Source organism: Aeromonas sp. FDAARGOS 1406, assembly GCF_019048565.1.
In the GTDB taxonomy this organism is placed as follows: Bacteria; Pseudomonadota; Gammaproteobacteria; order Enterobacterales; family Aeromonadaceae; genus Aeromonas; species Aeromonas caviae.
In genome coordinates, this window is record NZ_CP077378.1 from 2,992,501 (window position 1) to 3,019,086 (window position 26,586).

Here is a 26,586-nt window from a genome sequence, read left to right on the forward strand (position 1 = left end):
CTGTGGCTGGGGGTGAAAGGCCAATCAAACTCGGAGATAGCTGGTTCTCCCCGAAAGCTATTTAGGTAGCGCCTCGGACGAATACTACTGGGGGTAGAGCACTGTTTGGGCTAGGGGGTCATCCCGACTTACCAACCCCATGCAAACTCCGAATACCAGTAAGTAATATCCGGGAGACACACGGCGGGTGCTAACGTCCGTCGTGAAGAGGGAAACAACCCAGACCGCCGGCTAAGGTCCCAAAGTTCTGGTTAAGTGGGAAACGATGTGGGAAGGCTCAGACAGCTAGGATGTTGGCTTAGAAGCAGCCATCATTTAAAGAAAGCGTAATAGCTCACTAGTCGAGTCGGCCTGCGCGGAAGATGTAACGGGGCTCAAACCAGGCACCGAAGCCGCGGATTCACACTTATGTGTGAGTGGTAGGGGAGCGTTCTGTAAGTCTGCGAAGGTGTATCGAGAGGTATGCTGGAGATATCAGAAGTGCGAATGCTGACGTAAGTAACGATAAAGGGGGTGAAAAGCCTCCTCGCCGGAAGACCAAGGGTTCCTGTCCAACGTTAATCGGGGCAGGGTGAGTCGACCCCTAAGGCGAGGCCGAAAGGCGTAGTCGATGGGAAGCAGGTTAATATTCCTGCACGACTTGTAATTGCGATGGGGGGACGGAGAAGGCTAGGTGGGCCAGGCGACGGTTGTCCTGGTGAAAGTGCGTAGGTGGTGTTTCCAGGCAAATCCGGAGACACAACACTGAGACACGAGACGAACGCACTACGGTGCGGAAGCCATTGATGCCCTGCTTCCAGGAAAAGCCTCTAAGCTTCAGATTACAAGTCATCGTACCCCAAACCGACACAGGTGGTCGGGTAGAGAATACCAAGGCGCTTGAGAGAACTCGGGTGAAGGAACTAGGCAAAATAGAACCGTAACTTCGGGAGAAGGTTCGCTCTTGATGGTGAAGTCCCTTGCGGATGGAGCTGTCGGGAGTCGCAGTGACCAGATGGCTGGGACTGTTTATCAAAAACACAGCACTCTGCAAACACGAAAGTGGACGTATAGGGTGTGACACCTGCCCGGTGCCGGAAGGTTAATTGATGGGGTTAGCGCAAGCGAAGCTCTTGATCGAAGCCCCGGTAAACGGCGGCCGTAACTATAACGGTCCTAAGGTAGCGAAATTCCTTGTCGGGTAAGTTCCGACCTGCACGAATGGTGTAACCATGGCCATGCTGTCTCCACCCGAGACTCAGTGAAATCGAATTCGCCGTGAAGATGCGGTGTACCCGCGGCTAGACGGAAAGACCCCGTGAACCTTTACTACAGCTTGGCACTGAACATTGAACCTACATGTGTAGGATAGGTGGGAGGCTTTGAAGGCGTGACGCCAGTTGCGCTGGAGCCGTCCTTGAAATACCACCCTTGTATGTTTGATGTTCTAACGCAGGGCCCTGAATCGGGCTCGCGGACAGTGCCTGGTGGGTAGTTTGACTGGGGCGGTCTCCTCCCAAAGAGTAACGGAGGAGCACGAAGGTTGGCTAATCCTGGTCGGACATCAGGAGGTTAGTGCAATGGCATAAGCCAGCTTAACTGCGAGACGGACAGGTCGAGCAGGTACGAAAGTAGGTCATAGTGATCCGGTGGTTCTGAATGGAAGGGCCATCGCTCAACGGATAAAAGGTACTCCGGGGATAACAGGCTGATACCGCCCAAGAGTTCATATCGACGGCGGTGTTTGGCACCTCGATGTCGGCTCATCACATCCTGGGGCTGAAGTCGGTCCCAAGGGTATGGCTGTTCGCCATTTAAAGTGGTACGCGAGCTGGGTTCAGAACGTCGTGAGACAGTTCGGTCCCTATCTGCCGTGGGCGTTGGATGATTGAAGGGAGTTGCTCCTAGTACGAGAGGACCGGAGTGAACGAACCTCTGGTGTTCGGGTTGTCACGCCAGTGGCACTGCCCGGTAGCTAAGTTCGGAATCGATAACCGCTGAAAGCATCTAAGCGGGAAGCGAGCCCTGAGATGAGTCATCCCTGACCCCTTGAGGGTCCTAAAGGGCCGTTGGAGACCACAACGTTGATAGGTGGGGTGTGTAAGCGTAGCGATACGTTGAGCTAACCCATACTAATTACCCGTGAGGCTTAACCATACAACACCCAAGAAGTGTTCTGAGACTTGTAGCAGATACCGAGAACGAATAACTAAATCAGCTTTTTCAGATTGAAGATTTTTGCCTGGCGGCAATAGCGCAGTGGAACCACCTGACCCCATGCCGAACTCAGAAGTGAAACGCTGTAGCGCCGATGGTAGTGTGGCATTCGCCATGCGAGAGTAGGACACTGCCAGGCACCCAATTAAACAGCGATGTGAAGAATCACGTCACTGGCTGCGAGGATGACACCTCATAGAAGCGGCACATGATTTAGCGAAAGCTAACCGAATGCGGAGCGGTAGTTCAGTCGGTTAGAATACCGGCCTGTCACGCCGGGGGTCGCGGGTTCGAGTCCCGTCCGCTCCGCCACTAAATAGAAAGCCCAACCTGTTGAACAGGTTGGGCTTTTTTTCATATCTGCAGTTTGAAATGCCCGCTTGATGTTCGTGACCGTGACCAAACGGTGACCATTTCGTGACCAACCCCCTGATTTGACCGGAGGTCGACGAAGCGGATACGGCTATGCCGGTGCTCTTCGTTATACCAGGCCATAAAGTCGCGCACCCACTCCCTGGCCGCTTCCAGACTGGCAAAGCCGTCTGATGGCCACTGCGGACAGTACTTCAGCGTCCTGAACAATGACTCCGAGTACGGATTATCGTTGCTTACCCGAGGCCGTCCCCGCGAGGGCGTGACACCCAGGTGTCCGAGTTATTTTAGTAAGGCTAGGGTTTCAAGGCTTCAACTGTTGCAACAAGCTCGCTGATACTCGCATTTACACTCTCGATAGCTTTTTCGACATGCTCGATAGATTCATGACCTTTTTTCGCTATCACATTGATTTCTTTTAAACCGGTGTCAATTTTATCAATGAGTCCCGCGTTCTCTTTTACGACCTCTGCAATGTCGGAGGTTGCGGAGGCCGATCTGGCGGCAAGCTTTCTTACTTCGTCTGCAACAACTGCGAACCCTCTGCCGGAATCTCCGGCTCTTGCAGCTTCAATCGCCGCATTAAGTGCCAATAAGTTTGTCTGATCGGCAATGGAACGTATAGTAGTAACTATTTCCTGAATATTTTTTGACTTCAGATTTAGCTCTTGACCAACTTGTGCAGTATTTTCAACCTGTGATGCGATTTGAACACTGGTATTCACGCTGTTATCCAGCTCTCGCATTGCCGTTGTTGTTAACGCCGATGTCTTTTCGGATGTTTGCGCCGCGAGGTTCACTGTATTAATGGCGTTATTGACGCGCTCAGAAATATCTGACGCAAATTTTATCACTTTATAGACTTTACCTTGCCCATCAAGAATGGGGTTGTAAGTTGCTTCAAGCCAGACGCTCCTGCCAGACAGACTTCTTCTTAGAAATCGACCTGCCTGATAGTTACCGTTAGCCAAGTTGCGCCAGAAATTTGGGTTATCACGATAAAAGTTTTCATCACAGAAGATTTTGTGGTGTTTACCCTTTATCTGTTCCAGTTTGCAATCCATTGCATTAAGAAAATTCTGGTTAGCATTGGTGATTATGCCATCCGGGGTGAATTCAATTACAGCCTGAGAGCGGTTAAGTGCAGTAAAAACGGCATTCTGCGATGAAGATTCATTATGCTGCGCGGTGACATCAAAAGCCAATTTAACAACACGATACACCTTACCTTGTGCATCCTTAATTGGCACATAACGTGCGCCGACAAAGATAGTTTCTCTATTCTTCTTTATATATTTAAAGGTATCTCGCAGCGGTTTGTCCTCAAGGAGATTTCGCCAGAAGGTTGTATACTCGGGCCTCGATGTATAGGCAGTCTCAAACAAAATGCGGTGATGCTGGCCCAGAAGTTCCTGTTTACTGTACCCCATAAAGTCAGCAAACTTCTGACTCACTTCAAGTATTTCGCCTGAATGATTAAAAATCACCATCGCGGTAGCGTTTAACATGGCATTAAAGAGGAGTTTTTCATCAGAAACTTTTAGTGGTTCTGTTAAAGTGGGTGTTTTCTTTAGAAAGTCGAACATAATCAGTATTCTCTTTTATAGCTCAAAAGTAATTTTTCAAACTGCTCAACAGAGAGAGGTTTATCGAAGTAGTAACCTTGCCCCCAATCACAACCCAGTTCTGCCAGTAGCGTCGCAATTTCTTGAGTTTCAATTCCCTCAGCAAGAGTTTTCAAGCCAAAAATCTTTGCTGTTGAAATAATGGTTTTAACAATGGCGAGGTTTTTCTCATCTTCACGTATTGACTTGATAAAGTGCATATCAATTTTCAGCACATCTGCATTGATGTTTTTTAGATAACTTAATGAAGAATGCCCCATACCAAAGTCATCAATGGCAATCGAAAAACCTTTACTTCGTATCATATTTAAAGTTGATATTGCTTTATCGGGATCACGCATAAGCCCTGTTTCGGTAAGCTCAAGCTCAAAATCATTTGGCTCTAACCCTGCGAGCTCTATCAAAGTTAAAAAACCATAAATTGCAGACTCATCATCAAAGCTTTTCGCTGAAATATTAAGGGCGAGCTTGAAACGCAAATTTTCTTGCGAGAACACTTCTTTTTTCTGCCAACTGCGTTTCAGTTCAATAACACGTTCTAATACGAGATGCGTCAACTTATTGATTAACCCTCGCTCTTCAGCAATTGGAATAAAGGATCCTGGCGAAACTTCGCCAAGCTCTTCGTCTCTCCAGCGCACCAGAACCTCAGCACCGACTAACTTATATGTTTTTAAACAAACTTGAGGTTGAAGGACGATTCGCAGATTTTCAGGATAGGAGAGTAAGGTTCTCTCAAGTTGCTTTGAGATAATTGATTTTTTCTGAATCCTTTCACCCACTTCAATATTAAAATAGCAACTGGGTAAACCGGACTCTTTGGCCATATTAAGTGCTATATTGGCACCTCGTGTTATTGCATCAAAGGTATCCGCATCCTGAGGATATAAAGCAATTCCAGCTCTTGAATTGATACTGACTTCACCCTCTAGAATTTCGAGCGGCTCAGCGATAGCTTGTTGTAACCTGTTGACCATTATTGATGCCGCATCGGGATTAGATAGAACGGCTGCAAGCGCAAAAACATCAGAATTTAAACGGGCTAAGGAGTCAAACTCTCGATCTATGTCATTGACGATAGGTAAAGTCTGGCAGTCCTCGTTCTCAAAGATACAACGCACTAAAGTATCTGCACCGCGGATGGTTTTTGCTAATCTGCGACCGACCGCTTGGATGACTGCATCACCCGCTTCGTATCCCATTGTTTCGTTAATGTCTTCAAGATTAACCAGGTCGATATATACAATCGCGATGGTATATTGATGTCTCTGTGCAATTTTAAGTAGGTATTTAACTCGGTCAGAGAATAAATTTTTATTAGCCAGTCCCGTTAGCTCATCAAAAAATGCCAATTGCTTGATGCGATGCTCTTTGGCTTTAATGTCACTTAAATCACGCCAAATTACCAGGATAGCGTTTTTTCCAAGGTAGATTACTGGAATGAGCGTTACCTCTATCGGTAGATGGTGACCTTGTTTAGTGATATGAAGCCATTCAAAACGCTGGTAGCCCTCTGTTGAGGCTTTATTTAAAAGAACTTTGGCGAGCTCTTCGCTGTTGTTTTTACCCTGGCTCAATGGTGAAAATTGAATAGGCGACAAGCCAATCAGCGCTTTGCGGTCAGACAAGCAAAAAAGTTTAGCGGCTGCATCATTACAATCGGTAATCACAAAATCTGGGCTGATTATGCCCATCGCATCCTCTGATTTATGCAGCAACTTCACCAAGCGCTTTTCGTTTTCACTTTTGAGTCTTTCATAATCAAGCTGCGCCGAGATGTCTCGAATTATATTGACGACGACTTTTTGGTTAAACGCGGTTTGTACAATCTGCATACTAATTTCTGCAGGATAGATGTTGCCATCCCCTTTGTGATGTTGGGTAACAAAATGCAGCAGCTCCACCTCACCCATTTTGAGTGGCTTCAAAAGCCGATCGAACGATTGTGAATCGTAGCTCAGCTTAAATTCGTAGGGCTTCATAATTTGTAGCATCGCCCAACTCCGCCCAAGTTGACGCTGTGCAGCAAGGTTGGCATATAAAATGTCCAACGTTTCGGCATCAAAAAATAGGACGGCATCAGTGATTTGATCCACAACGCTTTTAAAGCTGGTCAGTTCGTCCTGCCTCAAGCGCTCTTGAGTTATATCCAGCTCAACCGAAATATACCCCGAGTGCTCTCCAAGCTCATTAAACGTAGGGTTGCAACTAATGCGACTCCAGAAGGTCTCTCCACTCTTTCGATATTTAAGTAATTCAATTTCAATAGACTTTCTCTTTGCGACAGCTTTTTGTAACTTCAAAAGGTCAAAGCTGTTAGTCTGTGGCCCAGTTAATGTTGCCCACGGCGATTGACCCGCAAGCTCCTCCAAAGAATAACCAAAGATTCGTTCGAAGCCGGCATTACACCAAGTGATGTTGTAATCACAATCTAAGATCATTACTCCGTTCACAGTCTGTGTAGCAACTAATGCAAGGCGGGCGTTCTCTTCCAGTATCAGAGCAAGTTTATTTTTAATCTCTCTTGCTTCAGACAGCGATTCCAAGGTTTCGAGGATGGGGTTCAGTTTCTCAACGTCAGATTGTTCATAGCCGTTGGCTGCGTTAGCCAGACCGACCATGCCAATCAACTTACCATTATGTTTAATTGGTAATCCAAGGAAGGAGGAGAGCTTGGGATGACCATGTGGTGTGCCACCAGCACGAGAATCATCCTGAGGATTGTTTGAGATAACAGCTTGGCCGGTTGTTAATACTTCACCCAGTAAATTGTGATGATTATGGAACTCTAAGTCATCCGCCTTACTTTTTTCATATAGCTCACGGGTTTGATGATCCCAGCTGCTATTTGTCAAGACGCTGACTTTCAGATATGGTCGTAGTTGCGAGTCTTCCCGCACCTCACCAATCAAACCGAACTGACTATCTGTCAGAGCGATGAGCTCATTAAGTAAAAGGCTAAGTGCACTGCCATACGACTCATTCAGTATAAAAGCGCGCTGAATCTTAGCGATGGCATTGCTAGTGCGAATTTGAAAATCGTATTTGTCAGAAATCTGCTGCCTGGACTGCTCAAGTGTCTGGTGGCTAGCGTACATGTAGGCGTCAAAGGCGAGGGTGATATCCAGCAGCGCGACTTTGTAGAGCGCAGTTAACGTTGGCTCGATACGCTCCTTATCGCTATTCAATATCACACTGACGAATTTACAAACGAGATCTAAGTAAACACCGTAAGCCCCAATATACCATTGTGGCGTCAAACCAACTCTTTGGTGCGCAATGCCCACTCTAATACGATCTTGGGCGTAGTCGAATCCATAATCGCCGGCAGTTAATTTCCTAAAGTACAGTTTTTGTGTCTCTTGAAGTTTTCCCATTAGGTTAACGTCATGCAGCATTTTCGATGCATGGTCAAACTTTAAAAGATGCTGATAAAAAGCATGAATAAGCTCATTCTCATAGGCATAAAGTGGTTTATGAATGGCTTCGAGCAATTGAATCTCGGTAGTTGAAAGATTAATAAGAGCTTTACGCTCATCAAAAGAGACCGGGTTGATGTTTAATCGCTTTAGTACTTCTTCCACTCTCATAGCGCACCTGTCTTTACTTCATTAACAACCAGTGATTGATTGCTTGTAATAATTCATCGGGATGAAACTTAGCGATAAATTGGTCTGCGCCGACTTTCTTAACCATAGACTCGTTAAACACACCACTTAATGAAGAGTGCAAAACGACGTGAATATCTTTTAGAAGTGGTTCAGATTTAATCGCGGATGTCAGTGTAGAGCCATCCATTATTGGCATCTCAATATCAGAAATGACCAAAGGTATTCTCTATGCAATTACTGCTTTATGTTTTGCCGCAAAGTCTTGTAAATATTGAAGTGCAGATTGGCCATCATGAACCACTTTAGACGGGATATTTACACTGTCTAACACGCGTTTGATCTGATTTCTGGCCACTGCTGAATCATTCACAACCAATACTTCAATCTCAGAGGTGTTGAACCCTTTAAGCTGTTGCGCCGTTTCAGCTTCAATTTCATGGTCGTTGGGCATGATCTCCGAGAACACTTTTTCAACATCTATGACTTGAATGAGCTTGCCTTCAATCTCTGTCACTGCAGTTAGGTAATGACTTTGCCCTGATCCTTGAGGTGGAGGTTGAATTTGACTCCAGTTAAGATTAACGATGCTATCAACTGCCGAAACCAGAAAGCCTTGGATATGGCGGTTGTATTCCGTCACAATCACAAAAGCCTGTTCGGGATAACGTATCGGCTTACCTGTCGTAGCTTCACTCAGGTCGATAACGATAACTGGATTGCCACGAAGCTGCGCAATGCCCTTTATAAAAGAATGGGCTCCTGGCATTTCAAAGCGATTTTGACCTGCCAGATTTGTCCTTTGGTCAATAGACTTCATTAACATATTCATTTAAAACGCACCACCAGCTCGTGTAGCTCTTCAGATATTTTCTTAAGGTGCTCTAGAGAGCTTGCTGCTTTATCAGCAGAATTGGCGCTTTCATCGGCCAATGTTGAAATACTTACAACCTGGCGATTGATATCTTCAGCCATATGAGCTTGCTCCTCTACAGCTGCTGCCATCTGTGTCGTCATATCGGATATATGCCCGACTGAGGCAACGATTCCTTGCAGCATATCTCCATTCTCAATGACTTTTGACAGCCCCTCGTCAGCGTCAGAAGCACCTGATTCAGCTACTTTAACGGCCTCGCTGGATTTTAGTGAGAGAGCTCTGACAATCCCGTATATTTCTTTCGTAGAATCTTGGGTACGTTTTGCAAGATTACGCACCTCTTCAGCAACCACGGCAAAACCTCGGCCTTGCTCGCCGGCACGCGCTGCCTCGATAGCAGCATTTAGCGCAAGTAAGTTGGTCTGTTCAGCAATCTGTTCAATTACTTGAGCTGCTTGGGCAATTTTCGTCGTTTGTAGCTCTACATCAACAACGGATTTCGAAATGGTCTGGACAGTTGCTCTAAGTTTTTCAATAGAGGCGCTTGTTGTTTTGGATAGTCCTCCACCGGTTTCGGCCAGATTAAATGCTTTATCAGCTTGTGAAGCGGTATTGGAAACATGATGCGATACCTCTGAAATAGTTGTCGTCATCTCATTCATCGCTGTAGCAACCTGAATCGTTTCAGATTGCTGGTGATCAATAACCTGCTTAGATTGTTTAACCAAGTCAAATGAGGAAAGTGTTTCGCGCGATACTCTTTTCGCGGCATCATCAATGCGGTTGATAATAGTTGTCAGATGAGCTTGCTGGCTCAATACAGAGACTTCTAATGCGCCAGTAAGTCCGGACTTATTGGTGTAGGTGAGAACTGCGAGTTCATGCGAGAAAGAACGGCTTAGTAATTTCTTTAAGTCAGACGCTCTGGCGTGGTCTTTCACATTGACCCAAATTGCATAGATCGCAATGACGGCGAGCAACAAACTCTCTGATAACTCTTTGTAACCAAGAAAGAATGTCGCAAGCGCGATAGCGACAGACACCATTAAAAAAATGTTAGGCAGCGATATAGGTAACGGTTTAGGTAAATTACTTCCCGCACTCAAGCGGCGGTATAATCTGTCTGCTCTTTGTACATCTTCTGCTCTTGGGCTTGATCGAACAGATTCGTACCCAATAACTTGTCCATTAGCTGTCACGGGTGTCACATAAGCGTCTACCCAGTAAAAGTCACCATTCTTACAACGGTTCTTAACCAACCCCATCCATGCTTTACCCTCTTTTAGATGTGACCACATCACTTTGAAAGCCATCGCTGGCATATCGGGGTGTCGAACAATATTATGTGGCTGGCCAATTAACTCCGACCTGGAAAATCCGCTTACCTCAACGAAAGCGTCATTACAATCAACAATATTGCCGTTTTTATCCGTAACTGAAATCAGCTTCACAGACGATGGGAAAGTTTTTTCGTTAGATGTAACAGGGAGGTTTTTACGCATAGATAGCATCGGTGTGTATTTTTAGCATACTAAATACATCTTACATCATGTAGGTGTATCAACCTAGATCTATTAGTAAATATTTATATGCACCGAATTTGTGCAAACTGATTGAACTATCCTTATTTCCTATGCTAGGCGGGGTGTGTTTAAACGTTTACATTACCGATTAAGTTTTTGATTTATCAACTTCGCATTTGCTACGAGTTCATTGATGTCAAATGTTGTACGACCTAACCCCATCAGTGGTACAGGGCGGGATCGCACTTTGTTAATGAAATTTGAACAGGCAGATCGTCTGTGATCTAATCGCGTCTCCATGCAGGAGGCACGCGCTATGACGTTGATTGAACACCTTACCCTTGTCGAAGAAACTCGCTCTGAGATCAATCGTAAACATAACCTGTACAGATCTAGGGAAGGTGCGAATAAGCGGGGAAATTCTTCTCGGCTGACTCAGTCATTTCATTTTTTCAGTTTGAGCCGATCTTTTCTCCCGTAAATGCCTTGAATCAGCCTATTTAGACCGTTTCTTCGCCATTTAAGGCGTTATTCCCAGTTTTTAGTGAGATCTCTCCCACTGACGTATCATTTGGTCCGCCCGAAACAGGTTGGCCAGCGTGAATAACATCGCCAGTTGGTTATCGTTTTTCAGCAACCCCTTGTATCTGGCTTTCACGAAGCCGAACTGTCGCTTGATGATGCGAAACGGGTGCTCCACCTTGGCCCGGATGCTGGCTTTCATGTATTCGATGTTGATGGCCGTTTTGTTCTTGCGTGGATGCTGTTTCAAGGTTCTTACCTTGCCGGGGCGCTCGGCGATCAGCCAGTCCACATCCACCTCGGCCAGCTCCTCGCGCTGTGGCGCCCCTTGGTAGCCGGCATCGGCTGAGGCAAATTGCTCCTCTCCATGCAGCAGATTACCCAGCTGATTGAGGTCATGCTCGTTGGCCGCGGTGGTGACTAGGCTGTGGGTCAGGCCACTCTTGGCATCGACACCAATGTGGGCCTTCATGCCAAAGTGTCACTGATTGCCTTTCTTGGTCTGATGCATCTCCGGATCGCGTTGCTGCTCTTTGTTCTTGGTCGAGCTGGGAGCCTCAATGATGGTGGCATCGACCAAGGTGCCTTGAGTCATCATGACGCCTGCTTCGGCCAGCCAGCGATTGATGGTCTTGAACAATTGGCGGGCCAGTTGATGCTGCTCCAGCAGGTGGCGGAAATTCATGATGGTGGTGCGGTCCGGCAAGGCGCTATCCAGGGATAACCGGGCAAACAGACGGATGGAGGCGATTTCGTACAGAGCATCTTCCATCGCGCCATCGCTCAGGTTGTACCAATGCTGCATGCAGTGAATGCGTAGCATGGTTTCCAGCGGATAAGGTCGCCGGCCATTACCAGCCTTGGGATAAAACGGCTCGATGACTTCCACCATGTTTTGCCATGGCAGAATCTGCTCCATGCGGGACAAGAAAATCTCTTTTCTAGTCTGACGGCGCTTACTGCTGAATTCACTGTCGGCGAAGGTGAGCTGATGACTCATGATGAACCCTTTTTCATGGCTCCAGATGACAAACATGATCTCATATCAGGGACTTGTTCGCACCTTCCTTAGACAACGCCATCATTCATATCAAATATTTTAAAGCAATTCTTTCCGGAATATTTTGCTTCATACATAGCGTGATCAGCCTGTTTTAACAAATCGCTTGCAGTATATTGCTGCCCACGGAACAATGTAGCGCCAACGCTTGCAGTACAACAATGTACGATTCCTGCGACATGATAAGGCTCTGCAAGCCGTTGAATCACTTTGTTAATAACGTTACAGACCCAAGTATCAGGATCGGCTGAACATTCAGCTGGACCGTTCAGCAACACAACAAATTCATCCCCCCCAAACCTGGCTACAGTGTCACTATCCCGCACGACCTCTTTTAATCTTAATGCCGCTTCTTTTAATAATTCATCACCAGCGTCATGTCCTTTAGTGTCATTGAGAATTTTGAAATTATCTAAATCCAAAAACAGTAACGCAAATACCCTGCTGTCTCTGCAGGACTTGATAATTGCCTGACTGAGTCTGTCATTTAACAGACTCCGATTGGCCAAGCCCGTTAACGAGTCATAAAATGCTAAGCGGTGAATTTCAGCCTCAGCAGCTTTTGCCATACTGATATCACGAGCTATTTTTGAAGCACCGATGACTTGACCCTCAGCGTTATAAATCGGTGAAATGGTGACAGACACATCTACTAAATGACCATCACGATGCATACGCTGGGTTTCAAAATGGTTCACTTTTTCTCCCCGCGAGATACTGGCAAGAATGCCGGGCTCCTCATGTAAACGGTCCGGTGGAATAATGTTTTTTAATGACTGACCTATCATCTCGTCTGCTGTATAACCAAATATAACTTCGGCACTCTGATTCCAGCTTGCAACTATGCCATTGATGTTCTTACTGATAATGGCATCATCTGATGAATCCACTATAGCTTTAAAGTGTGCCAAATTTAGTTCGGCCAGTTTACGCTGTGTCTGCGCAATCCAGGAAAGAACGCTGTCAGAGTATTTTTTATCGACCTGAATAGGTGTCAAAAAATCTCCACTACCAATAACAGTGATAGTCTGTTGTAAATCCTGGATTGAACAACCGATGATTCTTCTGAGCTCTTGCCCCACCTTAAAGATCAGTAAGATCAAAAAAGCGCCAAGCACAAATAATGCCGCTGTCGCTAACTGCAAGCGCTGATTTGTCATTGTGACTTCATACTGAGTTCTGGCAATGATCATCTGCTCTGTTTCAATAATAGGCCGCATAACCGCAGCTTTCATCGCCATAAAGTGATTGTCAGCAAGCATTGCCAAAGCCTGATCACGTTTTTGCGCTGATGTAGGGGGTTGTTCTTCAAACAGAGCCATAGCTCTGTTTTCCAAATCAACTAATTCGTCTGAACGAGCTTTTGACTTTTTCAAATTTTCCAGCTCAGCTTTCGTCACTCCGGCCTGTCGCATTAACTCCACCAACGGGACGGCTATCTCTTGTGGTTTGGTTTCATCAATTTCTGCAGCTGCCTCGATCGCCTTGAAATCCCAGTACGCCAAACTGTAGTTGTGTGGCCTTGGTCTTTTGCCATCACGGATTTCGACTACTGCTTGAAACTGTTCTTTATATTCAGGTTTACCTGTAATAACGTAAGTTCTGACCAAACGCGCTAAATCACTGGAAGACTGTCGCAACTCTTCAGCCAAACGAATTGATGTTTCCCTACTTTTTACGGCTTGTTGATAACGGGCTTGTTCATGAGCAACAACAATAAAACTGCCGATAAGTAACACTACAATGAAAAACATGGAGTACAAATATAGCTGAAACGTCGTTGGATATTTTTTCCAGTTAACCATCTTTGCACCTATTAAATCGCGAATTCAACTTCGAAGTGCGACACTCGCCTATGCCGCCTGACGGTACTCTTCGAATACCTTGACAGGCTGCCTGAATCCGAGACATTTCCGAGGTCGTAGGTTGAGCCACTGCTCCGCTCTCCTGACATCCTCGTCCGTGACCTCTCTCAGGTCTGTTCCCTTTGGGATAAACTGCCTCAACAGCCCATTGCTGTTCTCGTTCAGACCGCGCTCCCACGAAGAGTAAGGGTGCGCAAAGTAAGTCTCGGCACCCAGCGCTTCCTCTATCGCCTTGTGTTCGGCAAACTCGCCGCCGTTGTCAAAGGTGATGGTATGCGCCTGCTCGATGTAGGGCGTTAACATCTCGATTATCGCATCCCGCACCACCCCAGCCTGTTTGCTCGCGACCCGCTTGACCAGATAGAGCCGGCTCTTGCGCTCCACCAGGGTGACCAGTGTACCTGTGCCTTGCTTGCCCAGCACCGTGTCCGCCTCCCAATCACCGAGCCGCTCCCGGCTATCGACGATAGCCGGCCGTTCATCAATAGAGCGGGCTTCCTTGATGGGAGAACGCAGGCTGCTCGCTCCCTTGCGGTAGCGCTTGTGGCCCTGGCGCAGATGGCGGTACAACTGGCTACCCCGGGCTTTGTCGGCGGCCACATGGCGGTATATCCACTCGTGACTCACCATGAGGTCTATCTGCTTGCCCACCGCGCTTATCTGCTCCGGGCTCCACCACCAGGCGAGTGTCAGCTCGACAAACTGGATGACATCGGCAGATAGCCGAGATTTGGCCGCACTAGCCCGTCGGTGGGTGGCGTGCTGATGCGCATTGTCTGGCTGGTAGCCCTGCGGCCCGGCGTTACGACGCAGCTCCCGGTAGAGGGTGGAGCGATGAGCGCCAATGGCGCGTGCGGTGGCAAGGATGGACATCCCCTGTGCGCGAAGCACCGATAACTGGTATCGTTGCCCCTCGGTCAACTGCTGATAGCTCATGGTGATACTGCTTTTACTTTGGCGAGCAGAAGGGTACCACCAATCAGCAGTTGGCCACCTCTCGCCATTCATCCATGAGTGTCGCACTTATTATCTGAATTCCCGAAGTAATCGCTGCAGGCGTCGTTGAGCTGCACTGAATAACCCTTAAGAAATAAAAGTTCAGACTCTACCTTCTGCATGAGAGCCATCAAGAGGGCGGGACCGGAACTTATATTTCACTCCCCCGCAGGACTGTCCTCCTCCTCGACATACCTCAACAACTCTCCAGGCTGGCATCCAAAATATTTACACAACGCATTGATTGTATCGGTATTGGTGACATTACCAGGCACGTTGGCGATCCGGGTCAGGGTTGCCCGACTGATCCCTGTTTTTTCGCTCACTTCAGAGAGAGTTATGCGGCGCTTTTCTTGGAACGATTTTTCGTCAAGTAGCTTGATGAGCAGGATCCTAATCATGACTTATCCATAGCGAGTATTTTTCACATAGCCTACCAAATGAAACATGCATGATGCAAAAAAAGCATTGACAAATACATTGCGTGATTTATATTCATCTTGCGCGAGCGAAATGACTCATTTGTGATTCACTTGGAGGCGAGATATGAGTACCTATCTGACAACCGAAGAGCTCTCATCACGGATCAAATACGACGTGCGAACAATCCGCCAGAGTCTGAAAGACGCTGTGCTGTTCGAGGGCGTGCATTACATCCGTCCGTTTGGTGGGCGAAAAATTCTCTACATCTGGGAGCGGGTAGAGGAGTCCATGCTGCAAGGAGCAGCAGCCCACGATCTCATTGCTAGCTTGAAGTGAGGTGGTGCGATGGGCTCGATAAATAGCCGTAATGGCAAGCTTTATCTGGACTTTCGTTACAGGGGGGTCCGCTGTCGGGAGCAAACCACGTTGGCTGATACCCAGGCTAACCGGCAGAAGCTCAATAAGGTGCTCTGCTTGATAGAGCAACAGATCCGTATCGGTACCTTTGACTATGGGCATCACTTTCCCAACAGTCCCAAGGTTGAGAAGTATGTGGCCATGGAGAGACTGAGTCGGCAGAAGGCCTCTGGTGCGCGGATGATTTTCTCCGCCTTCGCCGAGCTATGGCTCGATGAAAAACGGGTCGAGTGGCGGGAGAGCCAAATTGAAACGGTGGATGGCATTTTACGCTGTCACCTGATTCCGGCCATGGGTGAGCAGCTGTTAGCTGCCATCACCAAGCAACAGATCTTGGCGTTTCGGTTGCGCTTGTGTGAGCCGGGTGGGCAGAACGAACGGGCGCTGTCGGCTTCCCGTATCAACCACATCATGACCTACCTGCGCCTCATCTTGAACGAGGCGGCCGAGCGGTTCGAGTTTGATAGCCCGTGGCGCAATATCAAGGCCCTGCCGATGCCTAGGGCGCAAGTCCTGCCGTTTACCCTAGAGGAGGTGCAACTCATTCTGACCAAGGTACGGGCGGACTATCGTCCCTATTTCACGGTGCGTTTCTTCACTGGCATGCGCACGGGTGAGATCGATGGGCTTTGTTGGGACAATGTGGATTTTGGCGCCCGCCTTATTCATATTCACCAGTCCTTGGTCAGGGGTAAAGTCGGGCCCACCAAGACCAGTGGATCTCACCGCACCATCGCAATGAGCCAGCGAGTCTATGAGGCCTTGCGTGAACAGTGGGGGTTCTCGGGCGAGAAAAGTACCTTCGTGTTTTGTGCTCGCAACGGTGAGCCACTCAACCACCGCAATGTGGCTCAGCGTGTCTGGTACCCATTGTTGGCCAATCTGAAGCTTGAAAAGCGCAACCCTTATCAGACTCGCCATACGGCTGCCACTCTGTGGCTGGCCGCCGGCGAAAATCCGGAGTGGATTGCCCGCCAGCTGGGTCATTCCACGACCAGCATGCTGTTTCGGGTCTATTCGCGCTATGTGCCCAATCTGGTCGGTCGGGATGGTGCCGCTTTCGAACAACTGCTGGACGGTGAACTTGATCTGGAGGATGAGGTATGAAATTCACATCCCCGTTTAACTTGACGCTGGTGTGGGCCGAGCTGATTCACGGCTTGCCTAGTGCTGGCGTGTGGCGTTTGACTTTCCTGAAAGGGGGTCGCCATGTCGATGTCAGCGGTGAGCTGCTGGCGGATGTGGTGCCGGCTGGGCAGTGGTTGCTGCTGGAGATGAATCGCGAGGAAGTGCCTCGATTGATGACCTTCATGCCGTTGCCTGTTGAGGTGCGTCGTGACGACATTGAGCAGCAATTTTCATGGCTGGCAGATAAACAACATGCCATCTTGTCGGATATCTGGGGGATGCTCGCTTATTTACCGGATGCGGCCCTGCGGCGATTCTACCTCGCCGTGCTGCTTGATGATCGCATCATGTGGCCCTTCTTCACCGGCAAGGCGAGCAACCAGTACCATCATCACCATACCGGTGGACTGCTTGAGCACAGTCATGAGGTGGCAATCACCGCCTCGGCGCTCTGCATGCAGCATCAAGTCGGCCCGATTAGCACCAGCGTGGCCTTTATCGGCGGTCTTCTGCATGACATCGGCAAGATCCACCTGTTCTACAACAACACAAGCGGGAACGGGGTCGTGGGGCAACATGAGTCGTTCAATTTCATGGTGCTGGCCGAGCCGCTGGCCCGCCTCAGTCAGGAGGCGCCCAAGCTGTTTGAGGCCATCAGTTCTTGCCTTTCCATCAAAATTGGTCGGCAGTCGGAGGCCTATCTGCCAGCCCAGATGGTTCATATCTGTGATCGATTGTCTATGGATGTACACAACTGGCGACGGGCTTTCACCGAGGTCCCGGCCTATTACTGGTTTGTCAAATCGCCTTATGGCGATCAGGTCTACAAACGGTTGGACTGAGATCTCGAAGCTCTGACGGCCGTTGACAGCAAGATGTGCCGAGAGTGCCACAGCGCCCGACTGTTTGCGGCGCTTTGGGCAACTTGCAGGGACCACATATCGGCAGGATACTTTCAGCATCCCTTGGGGTTCAGGGACTATCCTGTTTGATTTATGCAACAAGGAGCATGTATGAGCTCGAGCATCGTCATTCTCAGTATCTTCTTTCTAGCCATGGAGCTGATCGCCTTTGCTGCTGGATATCTCTACCTTGAGGGCAGAAAGCTGAAAAAACAGACAACCCAGACACCCAATAATTTTGATGAAAAGAGTGGGGCAGGATCCTGAAACCAATTGGTTAGGGAATTTGAGCTCAGCCCGTGAGAGGGGTGGGCTCAATGGGCGGGGATGACCCCCACTTTTCAGAGCCGCGCCAGAAAGAGCTTGCCTGGCTAATCCCATCGGGGTTCATCCTGAGCAACAGACCATTCGGCGGCGCGTTGACGGCCTTCTTCATATAGTTGCTCTACGACATCCCTGTAAACATCCTCATCAGCCCTCTGTAGAGCCTCATGGAATAATGACCCACATAGCGCCATTTCATAGTGCGTCATGTCACGGCTCATCCTGTCAATCTCCATCAGTACCTCGTACGTCATTGGATTGGTGTCGGCCAGTTTTGCGATGCGTTGCAGATTTTGTGAATCGCCAATTTGCCAGCGGCGGATGCTGGTCGCCTTGAATAGGATTATGGCAAAGCGATGAAACAGATAGCGCAACATCGGTGATGAATGGCCCGCCTGGCATAATTCCTCCTTGGGGTGGTTTAGGTATAAGTAGGCATAGCCTTGGGGAAACTGCTGCACTTTGCGCAGCGTGCTGCGCTCGACGGCCAGCGCTGGATGAAGGTGCCAGCGTTTGGCAGGTTTATCTTGGGGCACGTGGAGATCAAGTCGCCACTGAGACCAGGGATATAACTTGCTGACAAAGGTCATAAAGCGGCGGAAGATTTTTGGAGAGGTGAATTTGATCCCGGCATGGGAGCTGTTTGAGTTGGTCAGGCAATAGCGGATGGCCCACCTGAACTCGGCCATCTGTTTGGGTCTCTTTCTCATGGCTTGGCAGACTTTCAAGACGTCAGCCAGTGCATGTTTCTCTGCGGTTGTGCCGAGTTCAGCCGGGAGCAGTTGTCGCTGCCGGTTGCGGGGAATCAACCGTGAGCGGGCTTTTTGTGTCACCAGATTGCCTAGCTCGATTGCGCTCGCATGCCAAGTCGCCAGCAACTCTTCGCTCAAGCCAAATTGGCTGGCTATCTCCCGTCGATCCTTTCCTTTTTCAAGATGCTTGAGGACGGCTTCACTCTGCACGTAATGACTGGCTCGGTTTGCATCGGCGAGGGTTTTCGCCTTGATGCCTTGCCGCACTTGGCGCGGTGGTGTTGCCTGATAGGCTCCCAGCCTTTTCAGTAGGTGGGGCATCAGCTTAGCCGGGGTCAGGGGCGTTGGTTTTTCCTGTTCGCAGTCTAGTGTGCGTTGCTTGTGGGTCGATATACCAAACAGATATTGGCTCTCTTGCCTGGAGAGCGGGGTTTGGTTGCATGCTAGGTGGCAGCCAAGTAACAGGTCGGTGAAGTGCAGGTAGTGATTCAGTGTGATCTCGGGACTGCTGTGCCCAGCCATCACTGCGAGCGCCATATAGCGATCCCGCAGGCGATGCTGGCCTGCGATCAGGCGGACAATCTCCTCGCGTTGTGTGTCGGGGTAGGGCAACAAGGCTCGCTGGACAATGTCTGGCAAGGACACCAGATCGTGATGCAGCAGCAACTGCATCCGAGAAAAACAGCTGTGACGCAGGTGGTAGAGTCGATAATGAAGGCCGCCACTGAGTTGGTAGAGTACAGACCTGACCATCAGGGAGATCTGTTGCAGGTTGACCCGCTCGTGGAGATTGCCCGCAGCGTGGAACAGCAACTCCTTGTTGCTATCCGCCTGCATCCGTCGCTCGCCAATATAGCGTTTGAGGAGATCGCGCTCATTGCCGGTGAGCATGGGGTAAAGTGGTACTTTGCGCAGTGCCGCATCGGTCTTGTTATGACCGTGGCGGTTGTTGCGGACAAAAAGCCACCCGATGGGGGAGGGCTCAACATCCATTAGCCGCAACTTGGCGAGTTCTCCGGGGCGCAAACCGGTGCGATAGGCCATGATAAGAAAGGATTTAAGCATCATCCGCAGAGTAACGTCGGTATCGATGAAGCAATCGACCTGTGCCAGCAAACCGGCAAAGAGGGGCTCATCGACTATGGCGGCGCTGACATGGGGAATTTTCTTCTCGCCGGTTGCAAGTGATTCTGGTAGCGCTGCCATATCAAACGCCTCGACGGCGAAGACATGCATGTCCTGAAGGCGGCCAGCCATGAAGTCACGCTGATATTGGCTGCGTGGGCGGTTAAGAATGCTGTGATAGAGTTCGGTAAAATCGATGCCATCGTAGCTTGCAAGCGGTAGTTGTGCGGTCATCGATAACCACTCCTTGCCGATGCTTTCGAGGTAGCGCTGAGCAGTCGACGGGGCCAAACGGCGTGTCAGAAGCAATGACAGCAACCAGCTGACTAGCACTTGTTCGCTGAGCGTAAGGGCACTCGTGTTCCCAAGAGCATCGAGTTCCGTGATGATGGTTTTCGGGCCCTTGGGCGCGGCTGGGTCTTGTCGAAAAATCGCTCTTAATTCATCTAGCAGATAGGGTTTTTGCGATGGCTGGCTGGTGCTTGCCATTGGCCATTTCGCCACGCTTTCTAGAGAGTTAAATTTCTGATAGGTGTCCTGGTTGGCTGGGTACAGGCGAGGTTGGAGCAGCCGGTGCCAGTATGCGAGAGGAAGTGATGCACTTGGGGTTCGTCCTGCTGCATATTCCAGCAGTACCTGCGGGAGTTCAGTACCAAGCTGATGTTCGGTTAAGCCGATGGCTCCTCTGCAGAGCGCTTGCTGGCTGATCTCTGCTCCCAATTCCTTTTGCAACAATCCAAGGCACTCTGCCTGTTTGGTTGGAGGGCACCAAGTTGCGGGGCGATGTTTGAGAAACTGCCGCAATATACCGAGGCTGATTGGGTCAGGCATGTAATTCACTTGGGTGATGGCCCGTATACCAGTCTGGTGTATCTCGTTGTGTTCTGCATTGCCATCGTGTTCGTCATGATGGTAATAGCTGTTACTGGGAAGCTCGCCAGGCTCGAGGGTTAGGGTGATCCAAGTTAGTTCATGATTACCGGACAGCGGCTGGATTTCGAGCAATGCATGCCCCATGGCGAGCCACAAATAGGGGCGATTGAGCCCGCCATAGAGGATTCCGCAGACGAGCAAACGGGCGAATAACCGGTCGGGGTCTTGGGTCGGTTCACTCAATGTGGTGCGCCAAGTATGAGCTGCGTTGGCCATAGTGATAGTCGCTTGGTGCCAATGCTCGGAGCGAAATGGGTGAGGGCGTCGCACAGTCAAGTAAGGAGGGGGGATCGCAATGCACCAGATTCCCTGCCGGTTCCCCATCTCCAGTTTCTGGCAGATAACCGAGTAGGCAAAGCGGTAGGCGTGCAGGGTCTTTAGATCTTGCCGCAGTTGGGCATCAATGTCTGGCCACAACCGTTCAAATCGGTCGGCACAGGGAGATTCTTCCAACATCTCTGGTAGATGATGACGAAAGATCTTGATGGCCTGGGTGATCACCACTTCGGCCTCATCTTTACGGTCCTGTCGGCGCTTATCTCGGCCAAGTTGTACCATCAGCTCGCGGCGCCGCGGTGATAGGATCAGAGGATTTGCCATCCTGCCCTTGCCTCAATCTGGTGAAAATTCAAATGTGCTTCAATGAGGTCGGCAACGTGTTGCAGAGTCTGGATGGACAGGCAGCTGTGGCGACCGAATATCGACTCGCCGATCTCCTCGTGCCCCATCCAGCCATCGATCACTGACGGTGCCAGTTCGCTGCGCAGCAGGACGCTGCGTAGATGGTGGCGAGCCCAGTTGTGCTGGATCGGCAGCCGGTTACCCAGTTGCTGATTGAGGTTGCTGGGTGTGGGATCCTGAGGCAGCAGATGACCCTGACTGTCATGAAGGATGAAAAACAGCAGATTTTTGCTGCCATCAAGTGCGGCATCGCAGCGCTGTGCCAGCCCGCGATGCAGAAGTCGGTAGCGTTGACCCAGGGCATGTAGATGGGCTTGGTAAAGTGCGACCTGGCGAGCGGCGGTGACAGGGATCACCAAGGTCCGAGCCGCCAGCCCATTACGGATCTCTTTATCGCTTATCCACCATGTACGCGTGATGGGGTTGTAGTCAGCGAGCGATCCCAGTGGAGCAGTCACATCCCGGTGACCAGTTACAAACGTCAGCAGTGCCCACACGTAGCAAAGGTAGTGATTGTGAAAGCTCGCCACCTCCTCAAGGGCTGCATCACGCTTGGGGGCCGGTGGCGGTATTAACAGCCGGTTAAACAGGTTATGCAGCACCTTGCCCGGCAGGAGCAGACTACTGCCAACCGTGGCAGGGATGCTACGGGCTGGCGGCAGACCCGCATCCAGTCCCGCCAAGTTAAACAAAAACTGTAGATAGGCTCGATGGTGCTTGGTCACCTGGTCGGTGGGGGTATTACTGTACGCCAGTGCCGGGCGCTTCTTGTAGTCCTGACCACGGACGAGCGCCACCTGCATCAGATCGAAGCCTTGGTTGATATACCAGTGCTCCAGATAACGAGTGACTCGCCCCAGGGTTAGCCGGGTTTGGTGGCGTTCGTTGATAAGCGCAAGGTGCTTTTTCAACAACTGTTCGCTCGGGGGCGGTGCATTGACAGCCAAATGTTGTAACACCGTTGGGAGCGGCAGAACGACACGTGAGTGGGTGGGGGGCAGCAGAGCATGTAGTCGCTCATCCAGTGTACTTGCTGGTACCTTGTGTTCAATGACGAGGCAGAGGTGATCTTTTATGACCTGCAAACTCCGGCCTGTTGCTAGGCCACCAGGGATACCGCCGCATACGAGAGCTAGCAATAACCAACCTCCAGCAGGGTCACCCTCGTTGACTGCATCCCTCACTAGATGCTCGATATCCCAATCACTGGCCTGCTCGAAGCTACACGGAAGTGACAGCTGACGCACTGCCAGTTGTTCGGTGACTCGCCTGTTCAATTCGGCGCGTAAAAATGGTGAGCGGTGCGGAGAGCTGGGGTCGTGGATGCGCACGGTCTTGGTATCAAGAGCGAAAGGCAGCTCATCGATCGGCTCTCCATTAGGCCCTGGTCGCATAACTAGCTCTTCGATCACGATGTCAGTGTCATCAGTTTTTTCTAGCTGAATCAATTGGACATAGTGCTCGGCGACGGGCAGTTTCTTTGACCTGCGATAGCGAGTGATGCCTTTTGCCAGGCGATAGGCATCGTAGATGACCACACACAGAAAACCAAGCCCTCGCTCGATGAGCGGCGATAGCGCGTGTTGGCGGTTGGCACGTAGCGTCGTGATGAGTGTCGCCAGATCTGGGTGAGCCGCCATATCCGGCAGTTCTTGCAGCACCGGTGTGTGCCGTGCTTCGGTAGCGATCAGACGGATCTCCCGCAGCGCGTTTTCGATGGCGGAGTCATGATCACCGATGAGGTGTAACTTTAGACAACTCACGATGACCAGTTGCTGGTAACATCGATAGTGATCGCGATCGTCATCTGACCAAGCCGAGGGGGAAGTGATATTGATCGCAGCGGCGAATCCGCACTCGGTCAGTAATTGCTGTCGCCTGAGGTAGTGACAAGCCTCAAATGGAGTTTTTATGTTACCTGATTACCCATGATTAGCAGTCAGTTACCACGAACTATACTGAACTTACGTACAGTTATCGAGGTGCGAGATCATGGCCAAAAGCAAAATCCAATTCCAGAAAGGCTACAGCCTGTTTGAGTTTCTCAAGGACTATGGCACTGAGGCTCAGTGCGAAAACGCGCTGTTCACTTGGCGTTTTCCTAACGGCTTTGTCTGCCCTGAATGTGCCAACAAGACCTGTTGTCGCCTGAGAAGGCGGCCACGTGTGTGGCAATGCAATCACTGCCGTCACCAGATGTCATTGACTGGAAACACGATTTTCGCAAACACCAAGCTCCCACTGACCAAGTGGTTTCTGGCAATGCACCTGTTGTCACAGACCAAAACTGGCTTGTCAGCGATGGAGCTAAAGCGCCAGTTGGACGTCAAATATGACACCGCCTGGATGCTCAAGCACAAGCTGCTGCAAGCCATGAAAGAGTCCGATGACAAGCAGCCCATCAGCGGCATCATTCAGCTCGATGATGTCTACTGGGGGGGCGAGCGCCGTGGTGGCAAACGGGGTCGGGGCGCGGCAGGCAAGACGCCGTTTGTGGCAGCAGTGGCCCTGAACAAGGAAGGACATCCAATCAAGATGCGGATGACGGTGGTCGATGGTTTCAAAACCAAGTCCGTTGCTGATTGGGCAAAACGGCATATTGCCAGTGGCAGCGCGGTGATATCCGATGGATTGGCCTGTTTCAAAGCGGTCAAGGAGGCCAATTGTGAGCACCTGGGTGTTGTCACCGGGGGCAACCTGGACTGGCTGGATCATCCGGCATTCAACTGGGTAAACACGATGATAGGAAATGTGAAAAACTCGCTGCGGGGCAGTTGCCATACGCTCGGAGCGAAGCATTTACCAAGGCATCTTGCGGAATACTGCTTCCGGTTTAATCATCGTTTTGACCTCAAGAGCATGTTGGTTGAATTGGGGCATGCAGTCGTGGCAAGCCCTCCGATGCCATATCGGCTCTTGAAGCTGGCTGAGGGTCATGGGTAATCAGGTTATGTTAAGAGCACTGGGGTTCACCCGATAGCGTGGATGGCTAGCCCAGCGTTCCAAATCTCCGTAACGGTGCCAGTAATCATCTGGCATGTTTCCCATCAGCCACTTGAGCATCGCGAAGGTGGTCAAGCGCAATGAGGGCGGTAGAAGCTTTGGGCATACCACGTGGGACAGGTGACACAGTCGTCTGTGGTAACGCTCCTGATCTAGAGGGGGCCTCTCATCCATGGTCCGGACTCCAGTCGGTGTCGAGTAGCGCAATCGGATCAGCGAAGGGGTTGGCGACCGGAGTGTTGCTGACCGCTCGTCGGCGTTGCTGGACCAGCGTGCCTCGGCTACACCCCGTCCATAGGCAAAGGTCTGCATCGCTCACCTGTGACTTGTCGAAAAAATACTGTGCCATATGCCGGGGCAGTTGGGCCTGAAAACTCTCTCGCAAAGCGGCGAGCTCTCTGCTGTCGATGCTCATAACGAGCAGGCTGAAGGCGCTGGCCCACGCCTGTTGTTCAATGTCGGCATCGTTGGAGACGTGGGATGGGGTGTTATGAATGAGCAGCGTGCCCTCCGGCGGATAGGGAGCCTCCCAGTACAGCGCCGGCCACAGCGGTGAAAACAGCAGAAATTCCGTTGGGCGCATCTTTTTGTTTTTACCCTGCTGGTACAACATGACGCCCTGTAATGGTTGCCGAAGCAATTGGCTGGTCAGCCCGCCGGGCAGGTTTTTCCAAGAGACGAGACGGGGGTAGGCGAGGCTCCACTGATACGCTGCGTGGGCGAGCGGATGGACAGAGAAACGGAGGTCTGGGTGGGCGCGAGACAGCGTGAAGGGGTCACTCATCAGACACCTCAAAATGGTAATTGGTCTATTTTGAGACTAGCGCCCTGCAAATTCGCGATCAAATATTGATCATTGAAATATCGATATTTTGTGACCGTGACCACGTATGTGGCGTAAATTGTTCTTAATGGTAAAACCGAATGTCAAAGGTAATTGTCATTAAGAAACAATTGATTACATTTAATGCCACATAAGTGAAATAGAGATAATCTGGCTGGAACGGCCTGTCACGCCGGGGGTCGCGGGTTCGAGTCCCGTCCGCTCCGCCACTAAATTGAAAGGCCTTCCCTATTGGGAAGGCCTTTTTGCTACCTGACATTTACCCAGTCTCTCATCCTCAGTAGCAGGTAGCTTGGTTGGGTTATCACCCATCCCTACGGCAATCTCCGCCCTATAGAATGGCATTCATGCTTCATTCGTGGTCACACATATAGACAGTTCAGGGATGACTCAACAATCTGCCTGGCTGAGCAGAAGTCAGTGGCCATCGTTACCTGGAGTTAGTCGCCAGGAAATATCCTGGCTTGTTGGTTGCGGCTGATCTGCTGCGTTCTGAGGGCCTAGTGGATGTCGCTGAGCATAGACGAGGGAGGGCGCAGGAAAGGTAAGGTGCGCTACTGTGGCTGAATCTGATGGGGTTATCCAGGATGCAGAGGATATCTGGTAAAAGCGTGATGTTGTAGGACCGCTCAGGCTGATTCCATTTTCTGTTGTGTCGCGAGCATGGGGTGCACAAAGAAAAGGGGACAGCAGATGCTGTCCCCTCAAGTCATTTCGTCCATTCCCTGAACTGCCATGCTCCCTGCAATCCTTGACGCTATCCTTTCCTTTGGAAATTCCCCTTCCCAATCCGTTGGGGTGTCCTGTGGCCTTCCTAGCCTGGCAATCTGTCCTGATTGCTTCACCCTCTCCTTCCTGGAGGTGTCCATTACCACATCCCGTGGTGTTCCTGCGTCATTCTGACTGATAACCATCCTTGCTATCACGCTTCATCTTGAAGCTGTTCCTGACCGCGTCTTGCGGTGTCCTTTCATCCTTGATGAGCGACAATCCGTGCCACTCAACCTCATCCCGAGGTATCCAACTACCGCATCCTGCGGTTGTCCTGTCGATCCTTGTGATAACCATCCTGGCTATCAACCCCATCCCGAGGTGTTCCTTGCCCACATCCTGCAGGCTATTCCTTGTTTATGCGCTGTTTCTGCATCCTGCCGAATCAGCTCGTCCTTGTGAGACCCATACTAAGGCAATTGCAGGCTCGAACAAGGTGTGCATTCGGCTTGGGTTCCGTGACTCGCGGTGCAGAAATGGATTGGTGTGGGATATTGTTCATTATTATCAATGTGTTAGTTAGTTTCTGTGGAAAGCATACCCAATGCGGGATGGCTTCACGTACGGTTCAACACAGAGGGGTCTTACAGGGGGAATGGCAGATCTCTTACAAGCAGAAATCGGTAGGAAAACGATGGT

General features: G+C 50.1%; 16 protein-coding genes, 1 tRNA gene, 2 rRNA genes and 2 pseudogenes (1 of these 21 only partly in view). 8 read left to right on the forward strand and 13 right to left on the reverse strand.

Annotation, left to right across the window (positions count from 1 at the left end; translation table 11 throughout):
* The 3 genes from I6L36_RS14150 to I6L36_RS14160 form a co-directional block, all read left to right on the forward strand.
* A 23S ribosomal RNA gene (locus tag I6L36_RS14150) occupies positions 1–2,136 on the forward strand (it extends 754 nt beyond the left edge of the window).
* Positions 2,137–2,220: 84 nt separating this feature from the next.
* Positions 2,221–2,335: ribosomal RNA gene (gene rrf / locus I6L36_RS14155) — 5S ribosomal RNA — on the forward strand.
* A gap of 96 nt (positions 2,336–2,431) precedes the next feature.
* Positions 2,432–2,508: transfer RNA gene (locus I6L36_RS14160), tRNA-Asp, on the forward strand.
* A 135-nt stretch (positions 2,509–2,643) separates the two neighbouring features.
* Here the strand turns inward: I6L36_RS14160 and I6L36_RS14165 are convergent.
* From I6L36_RS14165 to I6L36_RS14210, 10 genes and pseudogenes are all read right to left on the reverse strand, one after another.
* A pseudogene (locus I6L36_RS14165) lies at positions 2,644–2,877 on the reverse strand (integrase core domain-containing protein); the annotation flags it as partial.
* Positions 2,865–4,154: a PAS domain-containing methyl-accepting chemotaxis protein gene (locus tag I6L36_RS22195; RefSeq protein ID WP_109112957.1), complete on the reverse strand. Its 1,290-nt coding sequence runs from the start codon at positions 4,152–4,154 to the stop codon at positions 2,865–2,867. The pseudogene I6L36_RS14165 and the gene I6L36_RS22195, both read right to left, overlap by 13 nt.
* 2 nt (positions 4,155–4,156) lie before the next feature.
* The gene (locus tag I6L36_RS14175) at positions 4,157–7,777 is read right to left on the reverse strand and encodes an EAL domain-containing protein (protein ID WP_162540639.1); all 3,621 of its coding nucleotides are present in this window, start codon (positions 7,775–7,777) and stop codon (positions 4,157–4,159) included.
* Between the two features lie 19 nt (positions 7,778–7,796).
* Complete coding sequence (locus tag I6L36_RS14180; protein ID WP_216822666.1) at positions 7,797–8,021, reverse strand: response regulator; 225 nt, start codon at positions 8,019–8,021, stop codon at positions 7,797–7,799.
* 9 nt (positions 8,022–8,030) lie between these two features.
* On the reverse strand, positions 8,031–8,621 hold the full coding sequence (locus I6L36_RS14185; RefSeq protein ID WP_216822667.1) for a chemotaxis protein: 591 nt from the start codon (positions 8,619–8,621) through the stop codon (positions 8,031–8,033).
* Between the two features lie 8 nt (positions 8,622–8,629).
* The gene (locus I6L36_RS14190; protein ID WP_109112959.1) at positions 8,630–10,180 is read right to left on the reverse strand and encodes a methyl-accepting chemotaxis protein; all 1,551 of its coding nucleotides are present in this window, start codon (positions 10,178–10,180) and stop codon (positions 8,630–8,632) included.
* Between the two features lie 562 nt (positions 10,181–10,742).
* A pseudogene (locus I6L36_RS14195) lies at positions 10,743–11,723 on the reverse strand (IS5-like element IS5 family transposase).
* 68 nt (positions 11,724–11,791) lie between these two features.
* Complete coding sequence (locus I6L36_RS14200; RefSeq protein WP_109113262.1) at positions 11,792–13,588, reverse strand: diguanylate cyclase; 1,797 nt, start codon at positions 13,586–13,588, stop codon at positions 11,792–11,794.
* Between the two features lie 48 nt (positions 13,589–13,636).
* Positions 13,637–14,584 carry an IS30 family transposase gene (locus tag I6L36_RS14205; RefSeq protein WP_216986722.1) on the reverse strand — a complete coding sequence of 316 codons (948 nt, stop codon included), beginning with the start codon at positions 14,582–14,584 and terminating at the stop codon, positions 13,637–13,639.
* A 218-nt stretch (positions 14,585–14,802) separates the two neighbouring features.
* Entirely contained in the window at positions 14,803–15,045 is a 243-nt protein-coding gene (locus tag I6L36_RS14210) for a helix-turn-helix transcriptional regulator (RefSeq protein ID WP_041997615.1), read from the reverse strand.
* Positions 15,046–15,190: 145 nt separating this feature from the next.
* Here I6L36_RS14210 and I6L36_RS14215 point away from each other — a divergent pair, with 145 nt between their 5' ends.
* From I6L36_RS14215 to I6L36_RS14230, 4 genes are all read left to right on the forward strand, one after another.
* On the forward strand, positions 15,191–15,403 hold the full coding sequence (locus tag I6L36_RS14215) for a hypothetical protein (protein WP_041997613.1): 213 nt from the start codon (positions 15,191–15,193) through the stop codon (positions 15,401–15,403).
* A gap of 9 nt (positions 15,404–15,412) precedes the next feature.
* Positions 15,413–16,591: a DUF3596 domain-containing protein gene (locus I6L36_RS14220; RefSeq protein WP_041997612.1), complete on the forward strand. Its 1,179-nt coding sequence runs from the start codon at positions 15,413–15,415 to the stop codon at positions 16,589–16,591.
* Complete coding sequence (locus I6L36_RS14225) at positions 16,588–17,454, forward strand: HD domain-containing protein (RefSeq protein WP_052448053.1); 867 nt, start codon at positions 16,588–16,590, stop codon at positions 17,452–17,454. The genes I6L36_RS14220 and I6L36_RS14225 overlap by 4 nt, the downstream gene beginning before the upstream one ends.
* Before the next feature lie 171 nt (positions 17,455–17,625).
* Positions 17,626–17,781, forward strand: coding sequence for a hypothetical protein (locus tag I6L36_RS14230; protein ID WP_157438655.1), 156 nt, complete (start codon positions 17,626–17,628; stop codon positions 17,779–17,781).
* Between the two features lie 104 nt (positions 17,782–17,885).
* Here the strand turns inward: I6L36_RS14230 and I6L36_RS14235 are convergent, their stop codons facing one another.
* Both I6L36_RS14235 and I6L36_RS14240 read right to left on the reverse strand, forming a co-directional pair.
* Positions 17,886–21,248 carry a tyrosine-type recombinase/integrase gene (locus tag I6L36_RS14235; protein ID WP_109112925.1) on the reverse strand — a complete coding sequence of 1,121 codons (3,363 nt, stop codon included), beginning with the start codon at positions 21,246–21,248 and terminating at the stop codon, positions 17,886–17,888.
* Complete coding sequence (locus I6L36_RS14240) at positions 21,233–23,092, reverse strand: hypothetical protein (protein WP_109112926.1); 1,860 nt, start codon at positions 23,090–23,092, stop codon at positions 21,233–21,235. Before I6L36_RS14240 ends, I6L36_RS14235 begins: the two co-directional genes overlap by 16 nt.
* A 229-nt stretch (positions 23,093–23,321) precedes the next feature.
* Between I6L36_RS14240 and I6L36_RS14245 the strand changes: the two genes are divergently transcribed.
* Positions 23,322–24,272, forward strand: coding sequence for an IS1595-like element ISKpn3 family transposase (locus I6L36_RS14245; protein ID WP_216986719.1), 951 nt, complete (start codon positions 23,322–23,324; stop codon positions 24,270–24,272).
* Between the two features lie 226 nt (positions 24,273–24,498).
* Here I6L36_RS14245 and I6L36_RS14250 read toward each other — a convergent pair whose 3' ends face one another.
* Positions 24,499–25,116, reverse strand: coding sequence for a hypothetical protein (locus I6L36_RS14250; RefSeq protein WP_041997608.1), 618 nt, complete (start codon positions 25,114–25,116; stop codon positions 24,499–24,501).
* Between the last annotated feature and the right edge of the window lie 1,470 nt (positions 25,117–26,586).